This is a genomic window from Laceyella sacchari, assembly GCF_024927925.1.
Taxonomy (GTDB): Bacteria; Bacillota; Bacilli; order Thermoactinomycetales; family Thermoactinomycetaceae; genus Laceyella; species Laceyella sacchari.
The window spans coordinates 969,797-996,114 of the sequence record NZ_CP103866.1 but is presented as its reverse complement, the minus strand read 5'-3'; the positions used below and the strand labels follow the sequence as shown (position 1 = coordinate 996,114).

28 protein-coding genes, 3 tRNA genes and 2 other annotated features (1 of these 33 cut by a window edge) are annotated in these 26,318 nt (G+C 49.7%); of the genes, 6 read left to right on the top strand and 25 right to left on the bottom strand.

The genetic code is table 11. From position 1 onward, the window contains the following. Positions 1-111 (bottom strand) — a binding site (T-box leader); it reaches 121 nt to the left of the window's first position. A gap of 61 nt (positions 112-172) precedes the next feature. Next, positions 173-985, bottom strand: a complete 813-nt coding sequence (locus NYR52_RS05025) for a TrmH family RNA methyltransferase (RefSeq protein ID WP_259436428.1) — start codon at positions 983-985, stop codon at positions 173-175. After that, complete coding sequence (locus tag NYR52_RS05020; protein WP_102991892.1) at positions 982-1,644, bottom strand: potassium channel family protein; 663 nt, start codon at positions 1,642-1,644, stop codon at positions 982-984. Before NYR52_RS05020 ends, NYR52_RS05025 begins: the two co-directional genes overlap by 4 nt. 102 nt (positions 1,645-1,746) lie before the next feature. Between NYR52_RS05020 and sspI the strand changes: the two genes are divergently transcribed. Further along, complete coding sequence (gene sspI, locus NYR52_RS05015) at positions 1,747-1,956, top strand: small acid-soluble spore protein SspI (RefSeq protein WP_022735871.1); 210 nt, start codon at positions 1,747-1,749, stop codon at positions 1,954-1,956. Between the two features lie 71 nt (positions 1,957-2,027). Here sspI and NYR52_RS05010 read toward each other — a convergent pair whose 3' ends face one another. The 3 genes from NYR52_RS05010 to NYR52_RS05000 form a co-directional block, all read right to left on the bottom strand. Then, positions 2,028-2,210 (bottom strand): hypothetical protein, encoded by a 183-nt coding sequence (locus tag NYR52_RS05010; RefSeq protein WP_132219895.1) that lies wholly within the window; start codon positions 2,208-2,210, stop codon positions 2,028-2,030. Between the two features lie 92 nt (positions 2,211-2,302). Further along, a complete protein-coding gene (locus NYR52_RS05005; RefSeq protein ID WP_259436427.1) occupies positions 2,303-2,740 on the bottom strand; it encodes a disulfide oxidoreductase in 438 nt (145 codons plus the stop codon). Between the two features lie 20 nt (positions 2,741-2,760). Further along, a complete protein-coding gene (locus NYR52_RS05000; protein WP_022735868.1) occupies positions 2,761-3,453 on the bottom strand; it encodes a DsbA family protein in 693 nt (230 codons plus the stop codon). A 183-nt stretch (positions 3,454-3,636) separates the two neighbouring features. Here NYR52_RS05000 and thiD point away from each other — a divergent pair, with 183 nt between their 5' ends. From thiD to NYR52_RS04985, 3 genes are all read left to right on the top strand, one after another. After that, positions 3,637-4,452 (top strand): bifunctional hydroxymethylpyrimidine kinase/phosphomethylpyrimidine kinase, encoded by an 816-nt coding sequence (thiD, locus tag NYR52_RS04995; RefSeq protein ID WP_022735867.1) that lies wholly within the window; start codon positions 3,637-3,639, stop codon positions 4,450-4,452. After that, complete coding sequence (gene thiE / locus NYR52_RS04990) at positions 4,442-5,080, top strand: thiamine phosphate synthase (protein WP_022735866.1); 639 nt, start codon at positions 4,442-4,444, stop codon at positions 5,078-5,080. Before thiD ends, thiE begins: the two co-directional genes overlap by 11 nt. A 507-nt stretch (positions 5,081-5,587) precedes the next feature. Then, positions 5,588-6,010 carry a MarR family winged helix-turn-helix transcriptional regulator gene (locus NYR52_RS04985; RefSeq protein ID WP_022735865.1) on the top strand — a complete coding sequence of 141 codons (423 nt, stop codon included), beginning with the start codon at positions 5,588-5,590 and terminating at the stop codon, positions 6,008-6,010. Positions 6,011-6,148: 138 nt separating this feature from the next. Here NYR52_RS04985 and rplT read toward each other — a convergent pair whose 3' ends face one another. From rplT to nrdR, 12 genes are all read right to left on the bottom strand, one after another. Next, positions 6,149-6,502 carry a 50S ribosomal protein L20 gene (gene rplT / locus NYR52_RS04980; protein ID WP_022735864.1) on the bottom strand — a complete coding sequence of 118 codons (354 nt, stop codon included), beginning with the start codon at positions 6,500-6,502 and terminating at the stop codon, positions 6,149-6,151. Between the two features lie 43 nt (positions 6,503-6,545). Continuing rightward, positions 6,546-6,743 carry a 50S ribosomal protein L35 gene (rpmI, locus tag NYR52_RS04975; protein WP_022735863.1) on the bottom strand — a complete coding sequence of 66 codons (198 nt, stop codon included), beginning with the start codon at positions 6,741-6,743 and terminating at the stop codon, positions 6,546-6,548. Positions 6,744-6,762: 19 nt separating this feature from the next. After that, positions 6,763-7,221 carry a translation initiation factor IF-3 gene (infC, locus tag NYR52_RS04970; protein ID WP_375163176.1) on the bottom strand — a complete coding sequence of 153 codons (459 nt, stop codon included), beginning with the start codon at positions 7,219-7,221 and terminating at the stop codon, positions 6,763-6,765. 83 nt (positions 7,222-7,304) lie between these two features. Next, positions 7,305-7,445: a sequence feature (ribosomal protein L20 leader region), on the bottom strand. A 165-nt stretch (positions 7,446-7,610) separates the two neighbouring features. Further along, positions 7,611-8,504: a putative sporulation protein YtxC gene (gene ytxC / locus NYR52_RS04965; RefSeq protein ID WP_132219891.1), complete on the bottom strand. Its 894-nt coding sequence runs from the start codon at positions 8,502-8,504 to the stop codon at positions 7,611-7,613. Positions 8,505-8,609: 105 nt separating this feature from the next. Beyond that, the gene (locus NYR52_RS04960) at positions 8,610-9,248 is read right to left on the bottom strand and encodes a metal-dependent hydrolase (protein ID WP_102991886.1); all 639 of its coding nucleotides are present in this window, start codon (positions 9,246-9,248) and stop codon (positions 8,610-8,612) included. 123 nt (positions 9,249-9,371) lie between these two features. Further along, a complete protein-coding gene (locus NYR52_RS04955; protein WP_259436426.1) occupies positions 9,372-10,844 on the bottom strand; it encodes a flavin monoamine oxidase family protein in 1,473 nt (490 codons plus the stop codon). A gap of 238 nt (positions 10,845-11,082) precedes the next feature. Next, positions 11,083-12,195 (bottom strand): cyclic dehypoxanthinyl futalosine synthase, encoded by a 1,113-nt coding sequence (gene mqnC / locus NYR52_RS04950; protein ID WP_132219889.1) that lies wholly within the window; start codon positions 12,193-12,195, stop codon positions 11,083-11,085. Positions 12,196-12,356: 161 nt separating this feature from the next. After that, positions 12,357-12,445, bottom strand: a tRNA-Leu gene (locus NYR52_RS04945). Between the two features lie 10 nt (positions 12,446-12,455). Further along, positions 12,456-12,530 (bottom strand) — tRNA-Gly (locus tag NYR52_RS04940). A gap of 3 nt (positions 12,531-12,533) precedes the next feature. Continuing rightward, positions 12,534-12,609 (bottom strand) — tRNA-Phe (locus NYR52_RS04935). A 118-nt stretch (positions 12,610-12,727) separates the two neighbouring features. Continuing rightward, positions 12,728-14,182 (bottom strand): replication initiation and membrane attachment family protein, encoded by a 1,455-nt coding sequence (locus NYR52_RS04930; protein ID WP_259436425.1) that lies wholly within the window; start codon positions 14,180-14,182, stop codon positions 12,728-12,730. A gap of 93 nt (positions 14,183-14,275) precedes the next feature. Further along, on the bottom strand, positions 14,276-14,773 hold the full coding sequence (gene nrdR / locus NYR52_RS04925) for a transcriptional regulator NrdR (RefSeq protein WP_022735855.1): 498 nt from the start codon (positions 14,771-14,773) through the stop codon (positions 14,276-14,278). A gap of 298 nt (positions 14,774-15,071) precedes the next feature. On the opposite strand from nrdR, the gene NYR52_RS04920 reads away from it, so the two are divergent. Both NYR52_RS04920 and NYR52_RS04915 read left to right on the top strand, forming a co-directional pair. Further along, positions 15,072-16,676 carry a peptide ABC transporter substrate-binding protein gene (locus tag NYR52_RS04920; protein ID WP_259436424.1) on the top strand — a complete coding sequence of 535 codons (1,605 nt, stop codon included), beginning with the start codon at positions 15,072-15,074 and terminating at the stop codon, positions 16,674-16,676. Between the two features lie 127 nt (positions 16,677-16,803). Continuing rightward, on the top strand, positions 16,804-17,274 hold the full coding sequence (locus NYR52_RS04915) for a GyrI-like domain-containing protein (protein ID WP_022735853.1): 471 nt from the start codon (positions 16,804-16,806) through the stop codon (positions 17,272-17,274). 140 nt (positions 17,275-17,414) lie between these two features. Here NYR52_RS04915 and NYR52_RS04910 read toward each other — a convergent pair whose 3' ends face one another. From NYR52_RS04910 to phoU, 8 genes are all read right to left on the bottom strand, one after another. Continuing rightward, positions 17,415-18,437: a glyceraldehyde-3-phosphate dehydrogenase gene (locus NYR52_RS04910; protein WP_132219886.1), complete on the bottom strand. Its 1,023-nt coding sequence runs from the start codon at positions 18,435-18,437 to the stop codon at positions 17,415-17,417. Between the two features lie 130 nt (positions 18,438-18,567). Further along, positions 18,568-19,182, bottom strand: a complete 615-nt coding sequence (locus tag NYR52_RS04905; protein WP_259436423.1) for a lytic transglycosylase domain-containing protein — start codon at positions 19,180-19,182, stop codon at positions 18,568-18,570. After that, positions 19,152-19,754 (bottom strand): dephospho-CoA kinase, encoded by a 603-nt coding sequence (coaE, locus tag NYR52_RS04900; protein ID WP_259436422.1) that lies wholly within the window; start codon positions 19,752-19,754, stop codon positions 19,152-19,154. The genes NYR52_RS04905 and coaE overlap by 31 nt, the downstream gene beginning before the upstream one ends. Positions 19,755-19,767: 13 nt before the next feature. After that, the gene (gene ytaF / locus NYR52_RS04895; protein WP_132219883.1) at positions 19,768-20,430 is read right to left on the bottom strand and encodes a sporulation membrane protein YtaF; all 663 of its coding nucleotides are present in this window, start codon (positions 20,428-20,430) and stop codon (positions 19,768-19,770) included. Positions 20,431-20,493: 63 nt separating this feature from the next. Beyond that, the gene (mutM, locus tag NYR52_RS04890) at positions 20,494-21,318 is read right to left on the bottom strand and encodes a DNA-formamidopyrimidine glycosylase (RefSeq protein ID WP_132219882.1); all 825 of its coding nucleotides are present in this window, start codon (positions 21,316-21,318) and stop codon (positions 20,494-20,496) included. A gap of 93 nt (positions 21,319-21,411) precedes the next feature. Next, a complete protein-coding gene (polA, locus tag NYR52_RS04885; protein ID WP_259436421.1) occupies positions 21,412-24,060 on the bottom strand; it encodes a DNA polymerase I in 2,649 nt (882 codons plus the stop codon). 172 nt (positions 24,061-24,232) lie between these two features. Then, entirely contained in the window at positions 24,233-25,444 is a 1,212-nt protein-coding gene (locus NYR52_RS04880; RefSeq protein WP_259436420.1) for a GTP-binding protein, read from the bottom strand. 218 nt (positions 25,445-25,662) lie between these two features. Then, positions 25,663-26,313: a phosphate signaling complex protein PhoU gene (gene phoU / locus NYR52_RS04875; protein ID WP_259436419.1), complete on the bottom strand. Its 651-nt coding sequence runs from the start codon at positions 26,311-26,313 to the stop codon at positions 25,663-25,665. Positions 26,314-26,318: the final 5 nt, after the last annotated feature.

The following is a 26,318-nucleotide window of genomic DNA, read 5'->3' as shown; positions in this document are numbered from 1 at the left end:
GGGACAGCTCCAGAGCGAACTTCAGCAGCCAGTTCCTTAGGAACACTTCCAGTCATGGTGTCCCCTCCCTGAAAGGATGCACTGCTTACTCTTCTCTGTCATCGCTTTTCAAATCCATTGTCAGATTAAATTATTTAATATTATAAGCCATGGCAAAGTCAACCTGCAACAGTTACCTTGCCTGAAAATGTTGCCTGATTCGTTCATACAGCAAAATCGCGCCGGTGATGGATACATTTAATGACTCGGTTCCACCCGGCATGGGGATGGTGACGTCCGCATCCACCAGCGGCAGATATTTCTCATCGACACCTCGGCCTTCATTGCCCAATAACAGTGCCACCCGCGCTGGAAAAGCATAATCAAAATGGTGTGTGCCAGCATGTGGAGAGGCATTCACAACTGTCACTCCCCGGGACTGCAACATGGGAATCGCTTCCGCCAAATCAATCTGGATAAGCGGCATGCGAAACAACGCACCCATCGCCGAACGAACCACTTTGGCGTTGAATGGATCAACCGTCCCTTTCCCCAGCAGGATGCCATCCACTCCCGCCGCTTGAGCTGTACGGATGATTGTCCCCAAGTTGCCAGGGTCTTGGACAGCATCCAGCAGTAGCACGGTCAAATCACCATCTTTGTCCAGCCAAACGTCATGTGGCCAAACTGGCGCAGTGATGACAGCTGCCAACCCTTGCGGCGTTTCAGTATCCACCAGTGCGCCAAATACAGCAGGAGCCAGTTCGTACACGGGCGCATCGGGCGGCAATTCCCCTTTGATGCGTTGGTAAACCTCTTCTTTATCCCTGTGGACCAGCACCGCTTCAAACTGTGCAGATGCCCGCGCCGCTTCCAATACCAGGTGTTCACCTTCAATCAACAGCGCCCTCTCTTGCGCCCGCCCTTTTTTGGTGTTCAACTTTTTCCAGCGTTTTACTTGCTCATTATGAGGAGATGTAATGGAAATGCGTTTTTTTATCGTCATTGGTCATCTGTCTTTTCCTGTAATTTTTTCAAATCGTCATTATGGCCGATCACAACTAACGTATCACCTTTATGTATCATATCGGTCGCCGCAGGATTAATGTTAAACTGCGACCCGTTTTTGATGGCCATCACATTGCAGCCGAATTTCGCGCGAATATTTAATTCCTGCAGTGTTTTCCCATTGAAAAATTCACCGGCGATTACCTCAATGATGCTATAGTCATCGGATAGTTCGATATACTCCAGGATATTGGGTGAAATCAAGCTGTGAACTACGCGCACCCCCATGTCGCGTTCCGGGAACACCACGCGGTCGGCTCCCAACTTATTCAATACCTTACCATGCATCTCGTTGATCGCTTTCACCACGACTTTCGGGCATCCGATCTCTTTGAGCACCAACGTGGTCAAGATGCTGGCCTGGATGTCATTGCCGATGGCAACCACCACTACGTCAAAATTGCGTATTCCCAGCGCTTTCAACGCGTTTTCATCGGTCGTGTCCGCTTCCACGGTGTGCAACAGGACTTGGGACATATCCTGAACGCGTTGGTGGTCTTTATCAATGGCCAACACTTCGTATCCCATGGAATGAAGCGTTTTGGCCACGCTCCCTCCAAATCGGCCCAAACCAATAATTGCAAACGTTTTACTCACTTTTGTCGCCTCCGCAATGCCTCTGCAAATTAGCTTAACCCAAATCGTTCAGGGATAAAGTTATTTTTTACGTACAGACTTATGTAAAAGGGGGTTATCAGGATGAATTTTGACATTCGCGGTGCAGTAATACACAACATTCATACCATGAATCCGCAACAACTGCAAGAATTAGTGGTGGACTCTATTCAACAAGGCGAAGAAAAATTGTTGCCCGGACTGGGTGTGCTGTTTGAAGTCATCTGGAAAAACAGCTCAGACGCCGAGCGCAATCAACTCATCGAAACACTGCACGAAGCGCTTCCTAAATAAGGCTTTTAAAAAAACAGGCAAGCCCGTCGTTCGTTTTTGACGAACAGGCTTGCTTTTTTCGTTGTTATGCGTTACAGGCAGAATCCGGGGAAACCACCACAGCCCCCACCGAAACCCCAGCCGCCTCCGAAAAAGCCCCAGAAGCAGAAGAAGGCGATGATCAGGATGACGATGATCGCGATGGCGATTGCCGACCCTATCCCGCCGAAGCCGCCAAAACCTATGCCGCTTGTCTTCAACGTTCCATTTTTCACGGATACGATCTCCCTTCGTTGTGACTTCAGTACTAGTCTATGTACCCGCCGTCACAACAGGCTCCGGCAAATGCCAAGGGAAATACGCCCGTTTATTCTGAAGCTTCGTCTTCAACTGAACCACTGCGGGCAAATGAGAGAAAGACAATGATCAAGATGAACGCGACCAATGCCAAAAATGGAATCGTGATAAATCCAAACCAATCAATATAGGCTTGCGCACAAGGCACGCCGACGCGGCAAGGCAGGATCGTCGCAAAACCCGGCACTTTCTGCTCCATATAGTGCCAGAGCGAAACACATCCCCCTAACACCGACAACGGCAAAACATAAGGGATAATACGATGGTCGTTGCGATAAGAGGCGATTCCGAGCAGAATCACTTGCGGATACATTAAAATCCGCTGATACCAGCACAGGGTACAGGGAATGAAGCCCAACACTTCACTGAAATACAGACTGCCTCCTGTGGCCACAAGCGCGACCAACCAGGCAAAGTAAAGACCATATGTAGACAACATCCGCTTCATCTTGGATCAGTTTCCCTCTCTCATTTTTTCTTCAGCTCGGCGTCAATCGCTTTTTTCAAGGCGGCATAATCCATCGCGTTATCCATCATGACACCGTTGATAAAGACGGTCGGAACACCATCCACTTTATAGGTTTGCGCCAATTGGTTGTCCGCAAGCACATCTTTCTCGTAAGCTTTGCTTTTCAAGTCTTTGCTCACTTGATCCGCATTCACTTCCGGAATGTTCTTCTTGACCAATTCAGTCAAAAACTCAGGAGTGGCCCAGGTTTTTGCTTCATCCCCTTGATTTTTGTAAATTGCGTCATAAAATTTCCAGAAAGCTTCCGGATTTTGCTTGTATACCGATTCGCCCGCAATGCCAGCAGTCACGGAATCAGCACCCAAAAATTGATAATTGATAAATGCCATTTGCACTTTGCCGGTGTCGATATACTCTTTTTTCAGCAGAGGATAAATCTCATCGTGAAACATTTTACAGGTCGGGCATTTGAAATCACCGAATTCAACCAGCTTGATCGGCGCATTGGGGTTCCCGACAACCGGTTGACCGTCAAGCTTGATGTTCACTTTTTCTTTCGCCTGTTCACCGCTTTGGGTGATGGATTGGATCACCGCAAAAATGCCCAAACCCAAAAAGACCAGCAAAACGGTAACCATGGTAATCATGCCCATTCGATCAGACACGCTTTTCTTCTTGTGCTTATTGGCCATGTTTTCACACTCCTTCTTCTAGATGGTACAATAAAAACTTGTAAATTTCTATATATGCCAGTTGCCCACTTTCGCTATAGACAAACTATTCAAATTAATATTGAACCCCTTTATTTCTGATAGAATGTGGTTGTATAAATGAAGACACCGGATCTCACACAACTGATAGAAAGGGGAACCCAGATGACTCAACTTGCACGGGCCCTGACCATCGCCGGTTCAGACAGTGGTGGAGGCGCCGGCATCCAAGCGGATTTAAAAACGTTCCAAGAACTCCGGGTTTTCGGCATGACCGCGATCACGGCCGTGACGGCACAAAACACCCTGGGGGTCTTTGATGTACAAACCCTCCCTGCAGAGGCTGTCGCCAAGCAGCTAGATGCTGTGGCAACAGACATCGGTGTGGACGCGACCAAAACCGGCATGCTGGCCAATGCCGAGATTACAGCTCTTGTCGCCCGCAAGGTGAAGGAGCACCAATTATTTCCTTTGGTGGTTGATCCCGTGATGGTCTCGACCAGCGGGCATCTGCTGTTGGATCAGGCGGCCAGAAAACAATTCATAGAAGAACTGATTCCGCTCGCTACGGTAATCACCCCCAATATCCCTGAAGCCGAAGCATTGACGGAAACGCCGCTTACCGATCTGAACGCACGCAAACAGGCGGCGCAAGCCCTGCATGCGCTCGGTGCCCAATCCGTGGTAATCAAAGGTGGGCATCTTGAAGATGATGAAGCCGTCGATCTCTTTTATGATGGCAAAGAGTTCGTCTTTCTCCGTTCACCCCGATTTGACACCCCCCACACTCACGGAACAGGATGCACGCTTTCGGCTGCGATTGCCGCCTATCTGGCCCGCGGCTTCACCTTGGCCAACGCCGTCTCCCAGGCAAAGCAGTTCATTTCGGCTGCCATTTCTCACGCATTTCCTCTGGGAAACGGCCATGGGCCAACCAATCATTGGGCTCATCGCCTAGGAGGTGAGCTGTATGCCGATTAAAGCAGAAGATTTGCGCTTATACCTGGTGATGGGCAGCCAAGATTGCCTCGACCGCGATCCGGTTGCCATGCTTCAGTCCGCCATCTCAGGGGGCATCACCTGTTTTCAGTTTCGTGAAAAACATTCCGCGCGCAATTTGCGTGAAACGGTGGAGTTGGGTCACAGCCTGCGCGCCCTCTGCCGCACACACGGAATTCCCTTTCTGGTGAATGACCGGGTGGATTTGGCTTTAATCCTCGATGCCGACGGAGTTCATCTCGGCCAAGACGACTTGCCCGTGCCCGAGGCCAAACGCATCCTTCCCCCGTCTTGCGTCATTGGGGTATCCGCCCGCAGCATCCCTGAAGCACGACAAGCACAGCAAGAAGGAGCGGATTATATCGGCATTGGTCCCATGTTTGCCACGACGAGCAAGCCAGATGCCAAACAGCCGATTGGGCCAAAGGCATTAACTGAGATTCGCCAAGCACTTGGTGACTTTCCGATCGTCGGCATCGGTGGCATCACCGTTGATAACATGGCTGCGGTGCGTCAAGCTGGGGCAGATGGCATTGCCGTCATCTCCGCCATCACTCGCGCCGACTCCCCCAAACAGGCCGCGCAACAGTTGCGACAATGCTATCGTTAACGCTCATTCGCTCGGTCATTTATCTCGCCCGCCGACTTGACATGGCGGGTGGGCATATACATCCGCTGATTATTCAATAAATTATGTATATTCAATTTACAACAGCAGAGAAATATAATAAAATGAAATGTAGCAACCAGGATACCTGTGTGGAGGTGAACCATATGAACATCATTGTTGAACCCCGCACTTCCAAATGCGACAAATGCGGCACTCCCGATTGCAAATGCCCCGACTGCGATTGCAAAAAATAACCTAAATTCAACTTGACGATCATAACCAGTCCCACCGGCTGGTTCTTTCTTTAGTCGTAACAAGGCATCCCGGCGACCGCAATCTCTATCGTGGGCATGCGCATTCATTAGCTTTTGCTACTATAAGCATAGAAATTTTGCAAAACGCACTGACGTTTACAAATTTTCCATTTGCCCAAACATCATCAGAACGTTATAATACAGCACAGCGCAATTACTCGACTTTATGAAACAAGCATTAAGGAGATCCGACATGCCAGATCGCTTAGAAATGATTTTAGAGTTGGAACAATCTTTCCGCCACATGTTCCGCCAAATGCGCAAAGATATGGCGGACATTTGTGAAGAACAAATCAACGGTGCCGAATTCAACGTGCTCAAAAGTCTGCAAGACAAAAGTCCGCAAATCGTGACAGCTCTGGCGCAAGAATTTGATTGCTCCGTCAGCCACATCACTCACGTCGCTGACCACTTGGAGAAGAAAAACTTGGCTTACCGCAAGCGTTCGCAGCTGGACAAGCGCGTGGTGGAGCTTCACATCAGCAAACAGGGGCAAGACGTGATTGAAAAATTGGCACAGCGGAAAACGGAATACTACAGGGAAAAATTTGAACACTTGGCTACCGATGAAATTGAAACCCTGCTCAACCTGCTTAACAAAATCGACTGGAGCTAACGTTCGCGGTTGCCATCATAGGTGAAAAACCGCCTTTGATGATCGGTTTAATCCTCATCGGCTCCGTTTCTGATACAAAAGACAACCCCCCCGATTCATGATGAACCGGGGGGGTTTTGCATGATGATTGCTGTATGATTACTTCGCGTTTTTTGCGATGTTAGCCAGATCAGCAAATGCTTTTGCATCGGTAACAGCCAATTCAGCCAGCATTTTGCGGTTGATGTCGACACCAGCCACTTTCAAGCCGTGCATGAATTTGCTGTAGGACAAACCGTTCAGGCGTGCCGCAGCATTGATCCGTGTGATCCACAGTTTGCGGAAGTCACGCTTGCGTTGGCGACGATCGCGGTAAGCGTACATCAAGGATTTCATCACTTGTTGTTTCGCCGTTTTGAACAGTCTGTGTTTGGAACCAAAATATCCTCTAGCCAGTTTCAGTACCTTTTTGCGACGAGCGCGAGTTACGGTACCACCTTTTACTCTTGCCACTGTAAATCCCTCCTGAAGTAAACCTTTCCTATCTAAGCGAACCTTACATGTATGTGATCAGTTGTTTAATGCGCTTCACATCGCCGGAGTGCATAACAGCGTCTTTGCGCAGATGACGTTTGCGTTTCGCCGTTTTCCCTCCGAGCAAATGGCTTTTGAACGCGTGATTGCGTTTTACTTTGCCGGTACCCGTTTTCTTAAAACGCTTTGCTGCAGCGCGTTTCGTTTTCATTTTTGGCATTGGATGCTCCTCCTTGCAACTACTGTTTCGGTGTTAAGATCATGATCATTTGGCGGCCTTCCAATTTTGGTTGGCGCTCAATATCAGAGATATCTTTCACTTCGTCAGCCAAACGATCCAAAATGCGGCGACCAATGTCTTGGTGGGTGATTTCCCGACCGCGGAAACGAATCGACAATTTGACTTTGTTTCCGCCTTGCAAGAACTTGCGCACATGGTTTAGCTTGGTCTTAACATCGTTTTCCTCGATGGTCGGACTCAGGCGCACTTCTTTGACCTGAACGATCTTCTGGTTCTTGCGCGCTTCTTTCTCCCGCTTGCTTTGCTCGTAACGGAACTTACCATAGTCCATGATACGACAAACCGGCGGTTTTGCTTGTGGGGCTATGTTCACCAGATCCAAGTTCGCTTCTTGCGCCAAATGCAACGCCTCTCTGAGCGGTTTGATACCCAATTGTGAGCCGTCGACTCCAATCAAGCGAACCTCACGAGCGCGAATCGCCTCGTTGACTTGGTGTTGTTGATCCTTGCTGATAACCTGCCACCTCCAAAAAAATTTTAGGCAAATAAAAAATGTGGGCGTCAGATAACGCCCACATTCAATTTCCCTGCGCAAACATAGGAAATGTGTCTTCCGAACCATTAACCTGCCAACTGCGTTCGCGTCGACCAGGTGAGAAGCGGGCGCCTCTGCTTTGAACAATGTCATTATGTTAGCACACTGACAAGTCATATGTCAAGGATACGGCTTATTGCCTTCCTAGAATCAACGAGTATTAGCTTACCGAAAAACAGCACCGGCGTCAATTGGAAAAAATTCACCCACTATGTATACCAAGCTGATCACTTCTGCGTCTCACGCCGGAATCACGCATCTTCCTGACAATGCACCGGGCGTCTGCAAAGATGACATCCTTCGCATAGGTGCAGGCGCCCCTCAAAAATCTGAATCAGGGTGCGGATCACATTTTCTTGAGGATTCTGCGTATGCAGGCACATTTCTTGTGGAACGATCGACAACAGGGTGCTGACAATCATATCCTCACGCGAAAGGGAAAATTCAAACATCTCGTTTAACGCTTCGGTTCCCTCTTTCCATGCCAACGGTGTACCATCCGCTTGCATCAACCGGAATGCGCCCCTCCCTTCATGGATCAGGTGGACGAAATCCAGTTTGGGTGGTTGCACCTCCACAAACGAACGCAACAAGTGGATGAATTCCTTGTATTCTTGATCCAACAAATAGTCGTGTAACGCTTCTTGCACGCATGTTGCCAGCACGTAACGATAGGTTTTCATCCTGAACCGAGCGAATCCATCAATGGCCAATTCCGCCGATCCTTTTAAAAAAGAGCTGACTTGACGGGCGATTTTATCCCGGCGGTTGGCATACACCACCTTTGCGCATTCCCAGGCACTTGTTTCAAGCAAGCGCCTCACTCGACCCTCAATTTGCTTCACTTCTTCCTGTTGTCGCAAGCCGTGTTCGTGTTGAATGATTTGCCGAATCATTTCCGGTTCCATGTGTTCGCAAATGAATTCGGCCACTGCTCGCCCCAGCCGTTTGCGAAATTCCCTCTCCTGAAACCGGCTACGGCGTTCCAGTCCGATGGTACATCGATACCGCGTTCCCCATATGGATTCATCTATATGGCAACCCAGCACATTTTCTTGGAAAAGGGCGACACATTCCTTCAAATGGGCGCTCAGACAAATGATTTTCGCGCGATCATGATGATCTAGCGAGATCACATAAGCCACCTGGCTCCTCCTTCCTCCTCCCTTAAATTGATAATAGTATATGGGAGATAAAGGAAGTGTATACTTCAATTGACCAAAGAAAGACCTTGTCCGGCCCAGTCTACCTTAGGGTGAGATCCACCCGGCCGTCAATGCCTCATCATACAAGACCTGTCCTACCAAATACACAAAGCCCAAGGCCGCCACAATGATGGCTACCGTGCCGATGAGGCGGTCCCCCGCCCCTCCTGTTTTTACTTTCACGCCAAACCCTTTGAGATTGAACCGCTTCTTGTACGGCCACAAGTAAGGAACCCCGGCGCTGGTCATGGTGTCGGCAATTAAATGGGACAAATATCCCAATACCACCGCCCATGTGTATGTGGGCGCGATCGTGTAGACGACCCAGCCCACATACGCGCAAGCCAACAGCGAATGCGTGACGGTGCGGTGGGGGACATAAGCGACCGCCGCGGCGTACAGCCCCAACCAAAGCACCCATGCGGGCAAACCCTTGAGGAAATAAAACAGTACCATCACAGCACCCAAGGCAGCCAGCGCAAACGAGCGGTATGTTCGTTTAAGCGAAGGAAACAAAAAATTATTGATCATGCTCCCATCTTCATCTATGTCTGGCAAAAGCGATCCGATCACCGCTGACACTACTGTTAAGCCAAGCACCGCCACATCAGCTGATTCACCCATGCCACACGCCAAACCCACGCCGGTGGCCATGCCAATCGCCGCATGTGTTTTTCCTTCCACCGATCTTTCCCTCCCTCTCTCTGTATCAAGGGGCGAACAGTTGGTAAACGTTACTATTTGGTTTTATATTAAAAATATCAAATTCAAAAAATCAAATCTATGAAATAGAGATATTTTATTGTCTCATCCTTTAAATTGATGTACTTCGACCGCTGCTCTTATCGCTGACTCGATCGCCCCCTGAATCCAAGTCGGAGTGGAAGATACATGCTCACCAGCAAAAAAGACTCTCCCCTCCGGTTTGGCCAAGTGAGGACCCAGCTCATTCTGCTGCCCAGGCCGGTACAACACAAACGCGCCACCGCTGTATTGATACTGGGACCAACTCCACGACGTTCCGGAGTCAAACGCGCGAAACACCTTTTTCCCATGCAACTTCGCCCAATCTTCCAACGCTTGTCGCACTCGGTCTTCCTGTCTCAACGCATCCCAGGGCAAAGCATCATCCTCCCATGTATAACTGGCCAGTACCGCGCCTGGTCCCCGCTTGCCCAAGCCATGGCTGGGATAAAATCCATAACGCACCGGCAAGTCCGTCACAATCTTGCCACCCAAATGCCCCTCCTGCTCCCAGAAACGGCGTTTAAACTGGATTCCAATCTTGGTGGCTGGCGCGTAATGCAATTCGCGAATCGCTTTACGTTTGCCGTAGGAGAAAAGGTGCTTGGGTTCTACTTCCACCAATTGCAAAAGCGAATAAGGAACCGTGATAATCGCCACATCCCCCATCGTTTTAACCGGCTGTTTCGTTTTCGTATTCACTGAATGGATGGTGACCGTTCCATTGCGTTGGGAGATCTTCGTCATCTTGTGGTTAAACAAGATATCCCGCCGCAACTGGGGTAAAAACGCTTTGGGCAGTTTATCGTTGCCACCCGTGATTTCATAAAACCGGATGTTTGGTTGATAAAGTAGCTGAAATGCTTGCAGGGTCTGAATGTATGAAAGTTGCGAAATGCCTTCGGTATCTTGCATGATCTGAATCATGTCGATCGCCTGATGAGAGAGTTTGGGCCCCACTGGATTATGTCTTAAAAACGTGTCGAGTGAATAGTGATCAAACCGCTTCACGACAATGGGCCAGTTGCGCTTCGGATTGCGCTTGACGAAGTCGAGAATTTTCCGCGAAGCAGCCAGGAACAATTCGTCCGCGGACTTGCCCTTTTCTTTCGCCGCTACGGGAAACCGCAGGATATTGGGATTGCGTTCAGCCTCCTTGGCCGTTGTCCGCACCCCGTTGGTGTAAATCAGGTCATTGGGGGTGGCATTGATAAACGGATTGATCGGCAAACCAAACTTCTTGATGTAAGCCAGTGTCAACTGATGGACATTGGGGATGCGCATCGCCCCCGCTTCCAAGTATTCCCCTTGAGTAAATGGACTGCGGAGCGTGTACACACGCCCTCCTACCCGAGAGCTGGCCTCAATGATTTTTACTTGATGCCCCGCCTGTTTTAACAGCGAAGCAGCGACCAACCCGGCCATACCGGCCCCGACAACGATCACTTTTTTGGGTTGCCTTGTTTTCCGCAACCCGTCACGAATGATGGACAACATTCGTCCTGTGCTCATATCAGTCATTTGTAACACACTCATGTCGTTTCCCCTTTGCGGCTCTGCCAAACGAGCCCTCTGGATTTTTCCAAAACAATTTATTCATCCAAAGAAATGGCGGTCGCGGCATCTGCCACAATTGAGCAATTCACGCGGACAAGCCGTTATTGAATACAAAAAAACTCCGCAACCGTTGCGGAGTTTTTATAAAGCATCAGCGGTTTTAGCATGTGTCTGATGAAGACATCTTTTCCTGATGAGCACCTCGCTACACGGCACCTTAGTTCTGCATCACAAAGTCATGCTCAAATTGCTCATCATCCTTAAACACGCGCAAAATGCGATAGTGGGTATTGCGTTGCGCCGGAATTTTACCGGCTTCCCGAATCAGCCGCAAGATGAGGTTGTTGTTCACCTTGTGCGTGGTTCCCGCCGCCGAAACAACATTCTCTTCAATCATCGAGCTACCAAAATCATTGCATCCGTATTGCAGGGACAGCTTGCCCACTTCTGGTCCCATCGTTACCCAGGAAGACTGCAAATTGGGGATGTTGTCCAACATGATGCGGCTGACAGCGACTGCTTTGAGGTATTCTTCCGCTCCCAGCTTTTCGCGCTTCAAATTGGTGTTATCCGGTTGGAATGTCCAGACGATGAACGCCAAGAATCCCTTGGTCTGATCCTGCGCCTCCCGAATACGCAACAAATGCTTGACGCGGTGCTCCAATGTCTCGCCAAAACCGATCACCATGGTGGCGGTCGTTGTCATGCCGAGGCGTTGGGCCGTCTGCATCACATCCATCCAATCCCGCCAAGAGCCTTTCAAGCGGCTGATTTTCCGTCTGATTTCATCATCCAGAATTTCCGCTCCGCCTCCGGGAATAGAGTCCAGCCCGGCTTCCTTCAATTCCCGCACAACCTCTTCCAGCGACAAGCCGGAAACCTCTTTCATCTTCATCACTTCCGCTGGCGAAAAGGAGTGCATATGGATCGTTGGAAACCGCTTTTTGATTTCGCGAAGCAAATTAGTATAGTAGGACAGCGGCAAGTCTGGATTGGTTCCACCTTGCATCAGAATTTCGGTGCCGCCGACGTCGATCGTCTCTTGTATTTTTTGGAAAATCGTTTCATTCGGCAACACATAGCCTTCTTTGGAGCCTGGTGCTCGGTAAAAAGCGCAAAAACGGCAATAAGTGTCACACACATTGGTGTAGTTAATATTGCGTCCGACTACGAAGGTGGTAATCGGTTCGGGATGTCTTCTTAACATCAGCTGATTGGCCACGTGGCCCAGCTTCTCTATCTCATTGCTTTCCCATAAAGCGATCCCATCCTCAAGCCCGAGACGCTCTCCGTCCAGAGCCCGCTTTAAGATCGCATCAATGTTTGACATGCTATCCACCCTCCAACCATTCGGTCGAAACTCGATTCAATATGCTAATGTTATCACAAACAGAAAACCTTGTCTGCCCGTGCCCACAATCTGCTCCATCAACAATCAAAGCCCACGAATTCACAACGGCATCAATCCGTGTGCATTCGGGGGCACGCATTTGGTGCTGAGGGTCGGACTCGAACCGACACGGTGGTCACCCACCGCAGGATTTTAAGTCCTGTGCGTCTGCCTATTCCGCCACCCCAGCATATTGAAATTGGAGCGGAAGACGGGATTCGAACCCGCGACCCTCGCCTTGGCAAGGCGATGCTCTACCCCTGAGCCACTTCCGCGAATGGTGGTTCGGGACGGAATCGAACCGCCGACACGAGGATTTTCAGTCCTCTGCTCTACCGACTGAGCTACCGAACCATTTAAGAATAAGAGAATCATTTGCTGACAAAAAAGATTATAGCACGGGGGTTGATGCAAAAGCAATACTTTTTTAATGTTTTTTTGATTTTTATCAAACCCCCGGCCAAACACATGTTTATGGCATAGGTTCCTTGCCCGTCTTGTTGGCTTGCAACCGTTCATTCATCAGGCGCAACTTGGCTTGAATCGCTGCCTGTTTGTCGGCAAGCTCTTCCGAGGCGGGAAGTGCCGTTTCATCCTCCTGGTTGGCGTCCCATTGCGATTGCAACGCTTGCGGCAGTTTTTCTTCTCTTTTGTTGGCTTTAGACTTGGATTTGCGCGGGGCTTCTTTTTTCTTATTTGTCTCCCACGTCTCTTTCCGGGCTTGCTCCAACGCCTCTTGAATCGTTTTGATTCCCCGTCTTTTCCAATGGCCGGCGATCTTCTCCACCAGATTGCGCGGCAGGCGGTAATCATATTTCAGGAGGACATATTCTAACAGCACATTGATCACTTCAGGCGGTAAACCGTAGTCCCTGACCAATGTCTCCACTAATTCCACATCACTGTCGGGAATACGCGAACCGCCTTGGTAAAAAGCCAATAACTCCAACGGGGAGATCTGCGCCAATTGCTGAAAATGCTTTTCTTCTTCAGACAGCGGCTCCGAACTGGCAGTTGACACAGTTACCGGAGCGGTCGCTTCCACTTCTTTGGGAGCACGATGCGATACAATCGGTGCTCCCCCAAATCGCAAGCGATATTCGCTCTTGATGTAAGCACGCAACCGATCTACATCAATGCGCCCATGTCTGGTCACATAGGGATTTTGCAACGCTTTTAACAAGGCCCAATCGTCCAATTGATACAAAAAGCGAATCTGCATTAAATCCCGCATCAATTCGTTTGTCCAACAATCATCGTCAACAATGGAAGAAAGTCGCATTTTCAACATCGCAAAATCAATGTCTTCCCACAGTTGCGGTTCTTTTCCCTCCGTCAAGCTCTCATCGCCTTCCACGCCTGACCAGACGGTGTCGCGGTTTTGTTCCGCAGCCCTAGCCAAATCTGCGGGAGAAAGGCTTTCAAACACTTCTTGAAACGACTTGGTAATATCTTTTACTTGGCTGCCATCCGACTGTTTGGCAACCGCTTCTTTATCAATCAACAACTCCCGCACCGCAAGGTAACCTTCTTTTCCCAAGAAATGATACAGCGTCATGCTCAATATGTCACTTTGGAAAAATTTCACCGGAGAAAGCGGCGCGATCAACTCATACTCATAGAATAAGCCGTGTTGGGAATCTTTTCTTTCATATACATTGAGCAACCCCACTCCTTCCAGCAGATGGCGCGCTTTTAAGAGTTGCTCTGTATTAAACGAACATAGCTTTAACAGATAGGCGTGGCTGTGAATCTCTGATACCCCCGCACGGGTCAGGGGAAGCTGATACGCCAAGGTCATGTATAACGACATGGCCGATGCGCCGATCATCGGTTGATACAAATGGATGAGACTCATAAGATCAGCACTGTGGACAGGGCGTCCCGAGCGGCAGCGCCAGCCGATATCTTTCCAGAATATCGCCATCAACCGGCCTCCTCGAACCAATGTTGCCTCAGTCAGGTTGTATCATTGTAACATACAACCAACGCTTGAAGCCAAACCTTATTTGGCAATGAATTATACGGCGCCGCCCCGCTTTTTCTCTTCTGCCAACGCATTTCTTGAACGGTTTAACAACTCTTCCAGTTCATTTACAAAAACATTTATGTCTTTGAATTGCCTGTAGACCGATGCAAACCGGACATAGGCCACTTCATCAATTTCCATCAGCCGCTCCATCACCATTTCCCCGATCTCTTTGGAAGGCACTTCCGTCACTCCTGCCTGCCGCAGAGCCCGCTCGATTTCAACTACGAGCGACTCCAGTCGTTCCAAGGGTACCGGACGCTTTTCACAGGCGCGAATCAAACCCCTAAGCAACTTCTCTCGGCTGAATTCTTCGCGGCTTCCTTCTTTTTTGACAACTATCAACGGTTGCTCCTCCACCATTTCAAACGTGGTGAAGCGCTGCTCACACTTTTCGCACTCCCGGCGGCGGCGAATGGCACGTCCCTCATGTACTGGACGCGAATCCAGCACCCGGCTGCCATTGTGATTGCAAAATGGACATCTCAAGAATCCGTTCCTCCTTTATCCTACCTGCCTTGGCAACGGAAGGAATGCGATACCTAAAAATCACAAATATCGACTATATTATCATTTTAAAGATAAACGTCAGCAAATCAATGCTATTTTGTCAACAGAAAAATCCTATCCCCTTCGTTATTCGCTCGTCACATGTTCTCTGTTTATCCTCAACCATAAATTAACCAAGGCTTAATGAAAACACGCATGCTCTACCATTTGTCATTCAAACCCGCACTCTATAATAACTCATATGCTCTGGTTCCATGCAAGTGAAGGAGGGAATCCCATGTCTATGTTGCGCAATTGTTTACTTCTCTTCTCATTGTTTAGTTTGGCCGCATGCCAATCGACCACCGCCGCGGACGACATCTTAACCAATCGGCAAACCCTGCGGCTGACGATTCCCCATGAAATCTGGCGATTGGACGCTTCGCTCGCCGTGGACGCCAACGAGACGCTGATCCTGAATCAAGTGGCTGAAGGCTTGATGCGGTTGGATCGAAACAACCGGCCCATCCCAGCTTTAGCAGAAAAAGTGAACGTCAGCGCCGACCAAACCGTATATACATTTCAGCTTAGAAACGCCGTGTGGCAAGATGGGGAACCCGTTACGGCGTACGATTTCGCCCGGGCGTGGAAGCGCACCCTGCACCCGAAAACCGATTCACCCAACGCTTACCTGTTTTATCCGATTGTCAACGCGCAGAATTACCATCGCGGGGAAGTGAGCGCCGATAAAGTGGGCATCACTGTGGTCAACGAAGAAACGCTTCAAGTCCGATTGTCCCAACCTACGCGCAACTTCTTGACATTGCTGGCTCTCACTCCCTTTTTGCCGCAACGCGATTCATTTACCCAGCCGCCAAGCACAAACAGAAGCACCCTACTTAGCCTCAAGCACAACGGCCCGTTTGTCATTCTTGATGTGTCGGCCGACGGCACCATCGTCCTGAAAAAAAACGAACTGTATTGGGATCAGGAACAGGTAAAGCTGGATTATATCATCTTCTATGTGTCCAACCACCCCACGCGAACGATTAATTTGTACAATGCCGACAAAATAGACATCACCCGCATCGCTCGTGAATTCGCCCAAGCTTACGCCAATACGCCCGAATTCCATTCCATCCAACTATGGACAACCCAATATATTCGGTTCAACAGTAAAAACAGTTTTTTTCAAAATGAAAAGATTCGACAAGCGATCAGCCTGGCCATAGACCGGGAACAGTTGGTCTCTGTACTGAAAAGCCAAGCGCAACCCGCAGGCGGACTGATTCCACCGTCTGTGAAAGGCTTCCGCTCCGCGTTTCGTGAAGAGGCTCCTTTGCCACCAGATAAGGCCAACTCAGGCCAAGCCCGCATCCTATTGCAAGAAGGCATGCAAGAACTGCGGATCAGCCAACCGCCTTCTGCCCTGGTCATGCTCAGCTACGAGGATGACCGCATGCAACTGGCAGTTGAACTGAAAAAACAACTGAAACAGGCGCTGGATCTTAACCTGTTGCTAAACACGACATCGCGGGCTGAAAAGTATCGATTGGAGAAAAGGGGAGAGTTTGACCTCACCTTGTCCGATTGGGCAACCACTTATCCCGATGCTTACACTCTGTTGGATACATTCACCAGCGATCATCCCGCCAACACCGGAGGGTACAAAGACAAACCCTATGATGAAACATTAAAACGTGCCGCCCATTCACCTCAAGTTCAAAAGCAAGTAAAGTACCTGGCCCAAGCGGAAAAATTTCTGATTGAGAAAGACCATGCTGCCATCCCGCTCTATTATGTGAATGACACCATCCTCATCAAACAAAGAGTGAAAGGACATGTCCACCATCCGTTTGGCGCGCCGTACTCATTCAAATGGACGTATATCGAAGAGCCATAAGCTTTGACTTGACGCCCAATTTCGCGCTGATATGGGAATATCGCAGGAATCTTGTTCGTATTCTGAATATGATTTACAATAATCCTGAGAACATATATTCTTTCCTCATATACCAAGGGGGGCGCTCATGCAAGGAAGGATCATTACCAAAGAATCTTTTCAAATCGTCGGATTCGGTTGGACGGGACCGTACACCATGTCCAGGGAAATCCCCAAAGTGTGGGAGAAATTAGTTAAACGAATTCACGAAATCCCGCATCAGGTACGCCCCGGTTCTTTTGTCTGCCCCTGCCATGACCGGGTGACAGATTTTACTTGTTATATCGCAGTTGAAGTGAAGTTGGCCGAAAATGTGCCTGAAGGAATGTTGTCATTCACCGTTCCCTCCCAACGTTACGCAGTTTTCACCCATCGTGGTTCGATAAGAAACGTCCCCGCTACCTATCAGCGGGCGTGGAAATGGATTGAAAAGATGGGGTATCGCAAAGATCACAGTACATTGGGCTTAGAGATGTACGATCACCGCTACACGCCAGTCACCCACGATCCTGATGCGCCGGACAACATGTATGACATCTACATCCCCATCAAACGATAGACGCATATGGCGTACGCGCCGCCAGCATTCCTTTTTACATTCAGGGATGCAGGCGGCGCGTTTAAGGCTACATCTCCTTTGCATTCGGCATGTGGCACACAAAAACCCTTCTCCGACAGTGGAGAAGGGTTTTTAACAGGTTAGACAGTCACTTCCAATGCCAATCGCTCACCCACATATTTCGCCAAATCAACCACGCGGCAGGAATAACCCCATTCGTTATCGTACCAAGCGAGCACTTTCACCTGGCGCTCGCCAATTACCATCGTCGACAGAGCATCAACGATGGAGGAGTGCTCATTGCCGTTGAAGTCGGAAGAAACGAGTGGGTCTTCACAATATTGCAGAATGCCTTTCATCTTTGTTTCGGCCGCTTCTTTTAAGACTTGATTAACCTCTTCCGCTGTGACCTTCACTTTCAAATCGGCGACCAAATCAACTACAGACACGTTAGGGGTTGGCACCCGCAACGCAAAACCGTTCAACTTCCCTTGCAATTCTGGCAGCACCAATCCCAACGCTTTTGCCGCTCCCGTCTTCGTCGGAATGATGGATTGAGCGCATGCGCGAGCCCGGCGCAAATCCTTGTGGGGATTGTCCAAGTTTTTTTGGTCATTGGTATATGCATGCACCGTCGTCATCAAACCGTATTCAATCCCGAACGCTTGATGCAACACTTTGGCTACAGGGGCCAAGCAGTTGGTGGTACAGGACGCGTTGGAAATGATGTCGTGCTGTTCAGGAATGTACGCTTCTTCATTCACACCCATCACGATGGTGATGTCCTCATTTTTGCCCGGTGCCGTAATAACAACCTTTTTCGCCCCGGCTTTCAAATGCTTCGACGCACCCTCGCGGTCGCAAAACTTGCCTGTCGCTTCGATCACGATATCTACACCCAGTTCCGCCCAAGGCAGTTCTTCCGGGTTGCGGTTGGACACCAGGCGAACCAGTTTGCCGTTCACCATCAACCCTTGCTCAACCGCTTCCACTTCACCAGCAAACATGCCATGTATGGTATCATATTTCACTAAATGTGCTAACGTTTCCGCTGGATAGCTCGCATTGATCGCCACTACTTCCAAAGCAGGATCAAGTGCCGCTTTGCGAAACACCATCCGTCCAATTCGTCCCAAACCATTGATTGCAATACGCACAGCCATGTAGCCGCTCTCCCCTCCGCTATATGTTACATACCATCTCTCTTTTTTATTATAAACAGTATAACACATTTTTCAATATAAAAACGAAAACCTGTCCCAAATCCGGAACAGGTTCACATATTTAAACAAATTATTGTTCTTTGAGTAAATCATAATAACATTCTTTATATTTCTGATAGTAATGACTAACCCGGTACACATATTCCCGGGTCTCCTTGATCGGAATCCGTACTGCTCCTTGCCTCGTTCCATCCCAAACACCTTGGTCCAGCCAACGTGAGACACGGTTGTGTCCACCATTGTAGGCAGCGATTGCCGCCACTTTATTGCCATGGTACCGCTTGGTCAAATATGCAAGATACCAAGCGCCCATATGGATGTTGATCGCCGGGTCGCGGATGTGCTCCTTGAGCGCCGGCGAAAATCCGCCCCGGCGGATCATCCAATCCATGGTTTCCGGCATGAGCTGCATTAACCCTTGTGCACCCGCCGCCGATTCTCGATCCAGCTGAAATCTGGACTCCACTCGGATCACAGCCATAATCAAAAACGGGTCTGCACCGGTGGCTTCGGCACTGTTGAGGATCAACTCCTCATACCGCAAGGGATAAATCAGGCATTCCAGCCTCTGGACAACAATCAAGCACAACACCCACAAAAGCGCTAGCAACACCCAGACCTTTTTCCGGCCTGGCCATATTCCCTTGACCGGATTCAGCCAACTTTTGCGCACAGTTCGCTCCATAGGCGCGCCACCTGCATCGCGGTCTCTTCCCGTGTTCCGCTGTTGTCGATCACATAATCGGCCCACCGTTTTTTTTCATCAATCGGCAGTTGGGCCGCCAAGCGCGCAGCCGCCTCGTCACTATCAAGATGATCTCGCGCCTGCAACCGAGCCAATTGAACCTGTTGCGGCACATAAACCAGAATCACTTCATCTACCAGGTCAGTCATTTTTTCTTCAATCAATAGCGGCACATCCCAAATAATCACCGCGTGCGGCTCAGTCTGCCTCACCTTTTCCGTGTCCCGCCGCATTTTATCCATGATGAGCGGGTGCAACAACTCATTCAGCTTGCGCCGCGCCTTTTCATCATGAAAAATGATGCGACCCAGTGCAGGTCGGTCAAGCGTCCCCTCCCGGCTTATCACCTCGTCGCCGAAAACAGACGCAATCCGACTTAAGCCCTCTTCTCCTGGCTCGACGACTTGCCGGGCTACCTTATCCGCATCGACAATCACTGCCCCGTGCCGTTGCAACATCTCGGCCACAGTGCTTTTTCCCGTCGCAATTCCACCGGTCAATCCAAAAATCATCCACACCGCTCCTCTAAATTAACCGTAACAAGCCCAATATGATCAAAAAAACGCCGGGCGCGTATCCCATCCAACGAAAACGGGCGCGTTCGGCGTACTTGAAGCCGAACCACATGCCCGCGCGCAGGCAGACTGCGCTCATCAACCCAATCGCCAGCGCCGCCACCAGTGGGGACATCCCGATGAACGCAGCTCCTACCCCCGCGGCAAAAGCATCCAACGACAAGGCCGTTCCCAACAAAACAGCCTCATAACCTGAAATGGTGCCGGATTCATCCATATCCGCAACCATGGGCGTTTTCAATATTTGCACAACCAATCCCCACTTCTCAAGCTGAAACGTCCAAATGGTGGGCTCGACAGGTTGGGCTGGCAGTTGGGCGGCCGCCTTCGTTTCCACTTTCTTCGGAGCCCCCCCTGCTTGCGACAGCGCAAATAAGCCAATCGCGATAAAGAGAACAGCTCCAATCCCATGGGTCAACGCAGGTGGAAGGAAATGAGAAATCCCTTGTCCCATCAACATCGCTAAATAAATGACCATCCCCGAACAACCCGCAATAATCAAGATGGAGCCAAAAGGAATGCGAACTTTTCTCATCCCATAAGTCGTTCCAGCCCCAAACCCGTCCATGCTCACCGCCAGTGCTAACCACATCACCGATAACCCGTGCCACATAATTAATCACCTCTTTAAGATGGGCTGATACTTCCCATCTTATGAAAGAGGATCAGGGCGGGGTTACCTTTGGCAAGTCCGGCAGATGTGAGTGCCTCGTCCACCTACCACGATCCGCTCGATCGGCGCGCCGCATTTTCGACAAGGTTCACCTTTGCGGCCATACACTTGGATTTTGAGTTGAAACATTCCCATCTCGCCCTCGCCGTTCAAATAAGAACGAACCGAGGAACCACCCGCTTCTACCGCTTCAGCGAGGATTTTCCTGATGCTCTGGTGCAACCGCGCCACTTCCTCCTCCGTCAACGAAGACGCGGTACGCTCGGGATGTATCCCCGCGGCAAACAAGGACTCGTCCACATAAATATTGCCCAAGCCGACGAGATATTCCTGATTTAGCAAAACCACTTTCACTTTAGCCTTGCGCTTGACCAGCGTGGATTGAAACCATTCCAGGGTAAACGCGTCTGACAACGGCTCCGGCCCCAGTTTTTTCAATGGGTTGCGTTGCTCCTCTTCACCCATGGCAAATAAATGCATCGTGCCAAATTGGCGCACATCGCGATAACGCAACTGCGTACCGTCCGTAAAATGAAATATCACATGCGTATGCTTCTCCAGCGGCTCCGTTTCCTCCGCTAACCGATACTTTCCCTCCATCCGCAAATGGGATACAAGCACCCACGGCGGACAAATGATTTTCAAAAATTTCCCCCGGCGCTGAACGGCAGTAATCGTACAACCCATCAAATGATGGCGAAATTGTTCCACATCATCAGGATGTTGGATAATGCGGCCCAGCTTGACCGTCACATCCTTGATCGTCTTGCCGACCACCAACCGCTCCAATGTTTTTCGTACTGTTTCTACCTCTGGCAATTCAGGCATGATCTACTCCCTCCCCAATGCAATAATCAACGCAAGGCCGCCACCCTGTCAAGGATGACGGCTTGTCTCATCTTCTATGTGACTGATGCCAAATCACTTTGCTTCATACCAGGTCTTGCCACTGTTCACATCGACGGACAGTGGGACCGACAGCGGCAACGCATCTTCCATCACCGCTACAACCAGCTCTTTCATCTCCTCCAGTTCAGCTTCCGGCACTTCAAAAATCAATTCGTCATGCACTTGCAACAACATCCGGCTCGCCAGCTTCCGCTCGTTCATCGCTTGGGCTAATTTCACCATCGCCAACTTGATGATATCCGCCGCCGTACCTTGGATGGGCGTATTCATCGCGGTCCGCTCCGCAAAACTGCGTTCACCAAAGCTTTTCGCGTTGATCGCTGGCAAGTAACGGCGCCGACCAGAGAGCGTGGTAACAAATCCATCCTTGCGTGCCCGCTCCACAATGGAATCCATGTAACGTTTTACACCAGGGAATGTTTCAAAATAGCGATCGATGAATTCACGCGCTTCCTTTTGAGGAATGTCCAACCCTCTGGCCAAGCCGAAACCACTGATCCCGTACACGATCCCGAAGTTGACCGCCTTCGCTTGCCGACGCATCAGCGGCGTGACTTCGTCTTCAGCCACCCCAAACACATCCATAGCTGTTTGCGTGTGAATGTCTTTATCTTCTTTGAAGGCTTTTTGCAACTGCTCATCTTCGGAGATATGGGCCAGCACGCGCAATTCGATCTGTGAGTAGTCGGCGGCCAAGATGTGCCAGCCCGGCTCGGATGGGATAAACACTTGGCGAATACGCCGCCCTTCTTCCATCCGAATCGGGATGTTCTGCAAATTGGGCTCGGTCGAACTCAAGCGGCCCGTCGCAGTGACGGTTTGGTTAAACCGAGTGTGAATTTTGCCGTCGGCGCCAATCTCTTTCTTCAACCCCTCGATATACGTGGAATACAATTTGCCCACTTGCCGGTAATGCAGAATCTTGTCAACGATCTCATGTTGGGGCGCCAGTTTTTCCAGTACATCTGCACTCGTCGAATATCCCGTCTTCGTTTTCTTCAGCACAGGTAGACCAAGTTTGTCAAACAGAATCTCTCCCAGTTGCTTGGGAGAGTTGATGTTGAAAGTTACCCCCGCCAACTCGTAAATCTCCTGCTCCAGCCGATCCAAGCTTTGCTTCAGCTCCACCCCTAACTCCTCGAGACGGGCTTGGTCAATGAAAACACCTTGGCGCTCCATCTCTGCCAGCACACTGGCAAGCGGCATCTCCAACTCAAACAGCAATTGATCCAGGTCGAGTTTTGCCAACTCTTGCTTCAGCACCGGCGTAACGTGATGGATGGCTTTCGCTTTGGCAGCCAAGTGCCGAGCCAACGTTTCTCCGGTAATCGCCTTCCGCTTGGCCCCCTTTCCATACACATCTTCATCCGCCGGAATCGGCTCATTCCCATAACGGGACACGATGTCACTCAACTCCAATTGCGATTCGGAAGGGTCCAATAGATACGCCGCCAACAAGACGTCAAAGGTGAGACCCGCGGCTATAATTCCTTTGTTCGCCAACACAATCTGCGTTTTCTTCATGTCATAAACCAGCTTGTCGCGTTCCTCATCCGCGAGCCAACCCCGAACCGCATCGCTTTGCTCAGCCACTTCCCAAGGCAGGTACCACTGGGTCTGACCATCTGAAATAGCCAAGCCAACGATATCCGCGTGATGGGGATTGTCCTCCGATGTTTCGATAAACAAGGCAAGCGATCCCGCATTAAACACGTCCACCATTTCTTCCAAGCCGGACAGGGATGCCACTTCCCGGACATCTACCTCGTTTTTGACCGCCTCACCTTTTTCGGCATGGTCTTGCTTGTGCACCCTCGATAACAGCGTTTTAAACTCCATCTTTTTGAAAAACTCGACGATGCGCTCTGTATCCCGTTCAGGCAATTGCAAGTGATCCAATCCGAAATCAAGCGGCACTTCCGTATAGATCGTGGCCAGCTTTTTGCTGAGCAATGCCTGTTCTTGATGTTCGCGCACTTTTTCTTGCAGTTTTTTGCCGGGCAATTCATCCACATGCGCGATCACTTCTTCTACAGTGGGAAACTTCGCCAACAATTTCAACGCTGTTTTCTCGCCTACACCAGGAATGCCGGGGATGTTGTCTGATGAGTCCCCCATCAACCCTTTTAAATCGATGATCTGGGCTGGAGTCAACCCGTATTTCTCCTTGATGGCAGGGATGTCGTAAGACTCAGTCTCTGTCACCCCTTTGCGGGTCAACAAAAGCCGAACATGCTCGTCCACCAATTGCAACAAATCTTTGTCGCCGCTAACGATCAATGTCTCAACACCTTGGCTTCCACTCGCTTTGGCCAAGGTGCCGATAATGTCATCTGCTTCATAGTTTTCTTTTTCATAAGCGGGGATTTGAAAGACGTCCAACAGTTCTTTTACAAGCGGAATTTGTTCCGCCAACTCACCTGGCGTTTTCTGCCGAGTTCCTTTATATTCCTGATAACTCTCATGGCGAAAAGTCGTTTTTCCCGCATCGAATGCCACCAACATATGAGTGGGCTTCTCTTCTTCAAGGATTTTCATCAGCATCATCGCAAACCCATACACCGCATTGGTATGGATGCCGCTTGAATTTGTCAATAGCGGCAACGCATAAAACGCGCGATAAGCAATGCTGTTGCCGTCCACCAATATCAACTTGCTCACGAATGCATTCACACCTTTTTCCAAAATTCGCTACCTTATGCCTCTTTCATTCATACTTTTCTATTGTAACATGAGCAAAAATCACGCTTCCAGTTTTTCGGTAACAAAAACCGAACAAATGCTCGAGGCATATAAAAAGCCCAGTGACGTTGATACGTCACCGGACTTTTATTTACTGCTCAACTACCCATTTTTCCTCTACCACTTCCTCCTGTGGCAAGGGATCATACAAGAGACACCAATCCATCTCCATCTCTTCATCCGTCAATAAGATGGCGTCCAACTGCGCTTCGATTTGTGCATGATCCATATCGATGCCGATCATCACTAACTCTGTCATCCGGTCTCCAAACTTTTCATCCCATTCCATTTGAATCTCAGGATACTCCGCCAACACCTCACGCCGTTCTTCTTCTGGCAGAGCCGCGATCCAATGTCCTTCCGCACCCAGCTGGATCGACGGGCCTGCTTGGCTGAATTGCACAGCGAATTCATTCCGCGAAGCCAGCCACAGGATCCCTTTGGCTCGCACCACTTCTTCCGGCCATTGGTGCAACCAATCGTTCAGGCGCGCTGGGTGGAACGGTTTGCGCCGGCGGTACACAAACGAGGTGATGCCGTACTCATCCGTTTCCGGAGTGTGCTCCTCTTGCAACTCTTTCAGCCATCCGGCCGATTGGCTGGCCTCCTCAAAGTCAAACAGGTGAGTATGCAAAATCTCTTTCGGGTCGATTTGCCCTTGCACCGCTCGAATAAATCGAGCTTTTGGTTGCAGTTTGCGCAACACTGCTTCCAACTGATCCGCCTCTGCCTCGGAGATCAAGTCGCATTTGTTTAAGATCAACACATTGCAAAACTCAATTTGATCAATCAATAAACTGACCACATCGCGCGTATCCTCTTCTCCCAAGGCCAGCTTGCGGTCCAGCAGGCTTTCCCCAGAAGAGAAGTCATGCCAAAACCGGTTGGCATCCACCACGGTAACCATGGTATCCAACCGGCACAAGGAAGGAAGATCAACACCATTCTCTTCATCGGAGTAGGTAAACGTCTGCGCAACCGGAATCGGTTCGCTGATCCCCGTCGACTCAATCAATATGTAGTCATAGCGCTGCTCCCTGGCCAGTCGTTCCACCTCTTTCAGCAAATCCTCCCGCAATGTGCAACAGATGCACCCGTTGGACAATTCCACCAGCTGCTCTTCGGTGCGAGATAGATTGGCTTCTTTTCCGATCAAATCTGCATCGATATTGATCTCACTCATGTCATTCACAATCACCGCCACTTTCAACCCTTGCCGGTTATTTAGCACATGGTTAAGAATCGTCGTTTTGCCTGAACCGAGATATCCGCTCAACACGGTCACTGGAATCTTCTTTTGCATTACCTAATGCCCCCTCACTCTTTTCCCAAACCTAATATATCGTAATGATTACGATTTGCAAACGATAATAAACCATAAACTCTCATATAAAACGTATTTATTCGTATTTATGGCAACCAACTTCTTACCAGCGGGACTATATTTGCATGCAACATAAACAGCCCTCCTCATCAGAGGGGGCTGTCTATCTCATGATCGCTTATGTTGAAAAAGGGGGGTTAATTCAAGTCAACTTGCTTACCCGTCTCAATATACACAACGCTTTCCGCGATGTTGGTCGCATGATCGGCGATGCGTTCCAAATAACGGGCGACGAAACAAAGCTTGATCGCCACTTCGACATGTTGCTTCTCTTGCATGTAATAGCTGAGCTCTTTGAGCAGATCGTAGTACATCTGGTCAACCTGATTGTCCGTCTTGGCCAGTTGTTTCGCCAAATCGGTATTGCCGTCAATGTAGCTATTGATCCCATCATTCACCATCTTCTGCGTGATCTGCGCCATTTTGGGAATATCGATCAACTCTTTGAACAGCACCAAATTGCTTTCTTTCATCTCAATCGTGACTTGGGCGATGTTAACCGCCAAATCGGCCATCCGCTCCATGTCGGACGCGATTTTGATCGCGGCGATCAACAGGCGCAAATCCTTAGCCACCGGTTGCTGGGTCGCTATCAGTTTGGCAACTGTGTCATCGATCACCGTCTCCAGGCGATCCATCTCTTTATCTTCTAACACCACTTGTTTGGCCAAGATGTCATTCTGCGTAGCCAGCGAACGAACAGCCTTGTCCACGGCGATTTCCAATCTTTCCCCCATGGTGAGCAACACGCGCTTCACTTCATTAAGTGACTGGTCAAATTGACGCATGCCAA

What these genes read in the sequence shown, in the direction of transcription:
- mutM (WP_132219882.1), bottom strand. Translation starts at nt 21,318, where the DNA reads ATGCCTGAATTGCCAGAGGTAGAAACAGTACGAAAAACATTGGAGCGG.
- NYR52_RS04905 (WP_259436423.1), bottom strand. Translation starts at nt 19,182, where the DNA reads ATGGAGCGAACTGTGCGCAAAAGTTGGCTGAATCCGGTCAAGGGAATA.
- ytaF (WP_132219883.1), bottom strand. Translation starts at nt 20,430, where the DNA reads ATGTGGCACGGGTTATCGGTGATGTGGTTAGCACTGGCGGTGAGCATG.
- NYR52_RS04915 (WP_022735853.1), top strand. Translation starts at nt 16,804, where the DNA reads ATGCAAGGAAGGATCATTACCAAAGAATCTTTTCAAATCGTCGGATTC.
- NYR52_RS05000 (WP_022735868.1), bottom strand. Translation starts at nt 3,453, where the DNA reads ATGGCCAATAAGCACAAGAAGAAAAGCGTGTCTGATCGAATGGGCATG.
- coaE (WP_259436422.1), bottom strand. Translation starts at nt 19,754, where the DNA reads ATGATTTTTGGATTGACCGGTGGAATTGCGACGGGAAAAAGCACTGTG.
- thiD (WP_022735867.1), top strand. Translation starts at nt 3,637, where the DNA reads ATGACTCAACTTGCACGGGCCCTGACCATCGCCGGTTCAGACAGTGGT.
- NYR52_RS04955 (WP_259436426.1), bottom strand. Translation starts at nt 10,844, where the DNA reads ATGAGTGTGTTACAAATGACTGATATGAGCACAGGACGAATGTTGTCC.
- NYR52_RS04910 (WP_132219886.1), bottom strand. Translation starts at nt 18,437, where the DNA reads ATGGCTGTGCGTATTGCAATCAATGGTTTGGGACGAATTGGACGGATG.
- NYR52_RS05025 (WP_259436428.1), bottom strand. Translation starts at nt 985, where the DNA reads ATGACGATAAAAAAACGCATTTCCATTACATCTCCTCATAATGAGCAA.
- rpmI (WP_022735863.1), bottom strand. Translation starts at nt 6,743, where the DNA reads ATGCCAAAAATGAAAACGAAACGCGCTGCAGCAAAGCGTTTTAAGAAA.
- NYR52_RS05005 (WP_259436427.1), bottom strand. Translation starts at nt 2,740, where the DNA reads ATGAAGCGGATGTTGTCTACATATGGTCTTTACTTTGCCTGGTTGGTC.
- NYR52_RS04930 (WP_259436425.1), bottom strand. Translation starts at nt 14,182, where the DNA reads ATGGCGATATTCTGGAAAGATATCGGCTGGCGCTGCCGCTCGGGACGC.
- thiE (WP_022735866.1), top strand. Translation starts at nt 4,442, where the DNA reads ATGCCGATTAAAGCAGAAGATTTGCGCTTATACCTGGTGATGGGCAGC.
- phoU (WP_259436419.1), bottom strand. Translation starts at nt 26,313, where the DNA reads ATGCGTCAATTTGACCAGTCACTTAATGAAGTGAAGCGCGTGTTGCTC.
- mqnC (WP_132219889.1), bottom strand. Translation starts at nt 12,195, where the DNA reads ATGTCAAACATTGATGCGATCTTAAAGCGGGCTCTGGACGGAGAGCGT.
- NYR52_RS04880 (WP_259436420.1), bottom strand. Translation starts at nt 25,444, where the DNA reads ATGCAAAAGAAGATTCCAGTGACCGTGTTGAGCGGATATCTCGGTTCA.
- NYR52_RS04985 (WP_022735865.1), top strand. Translation starts at nt 5,588, where the DNA reads ATGCCAGATCGCTTAGAAATGATTTTAGAGTTGGAACAATCTTTCCGC.
- sspI (WP_022735871.1), top strand. Translation starts at nt 1,747, where the DNA reads ATGAATTTTGACATTCGCGGTGCAGTAATACACAACATTCATACCATG.
- NYR52_RS04920 (WP_259436424.1), top strand. Translation starts at nt 15,072, where the DNA reads ATGTCTATGTTGCGCAATTGTTTACTTCTCTTCTCATTGTTTAGTTTG.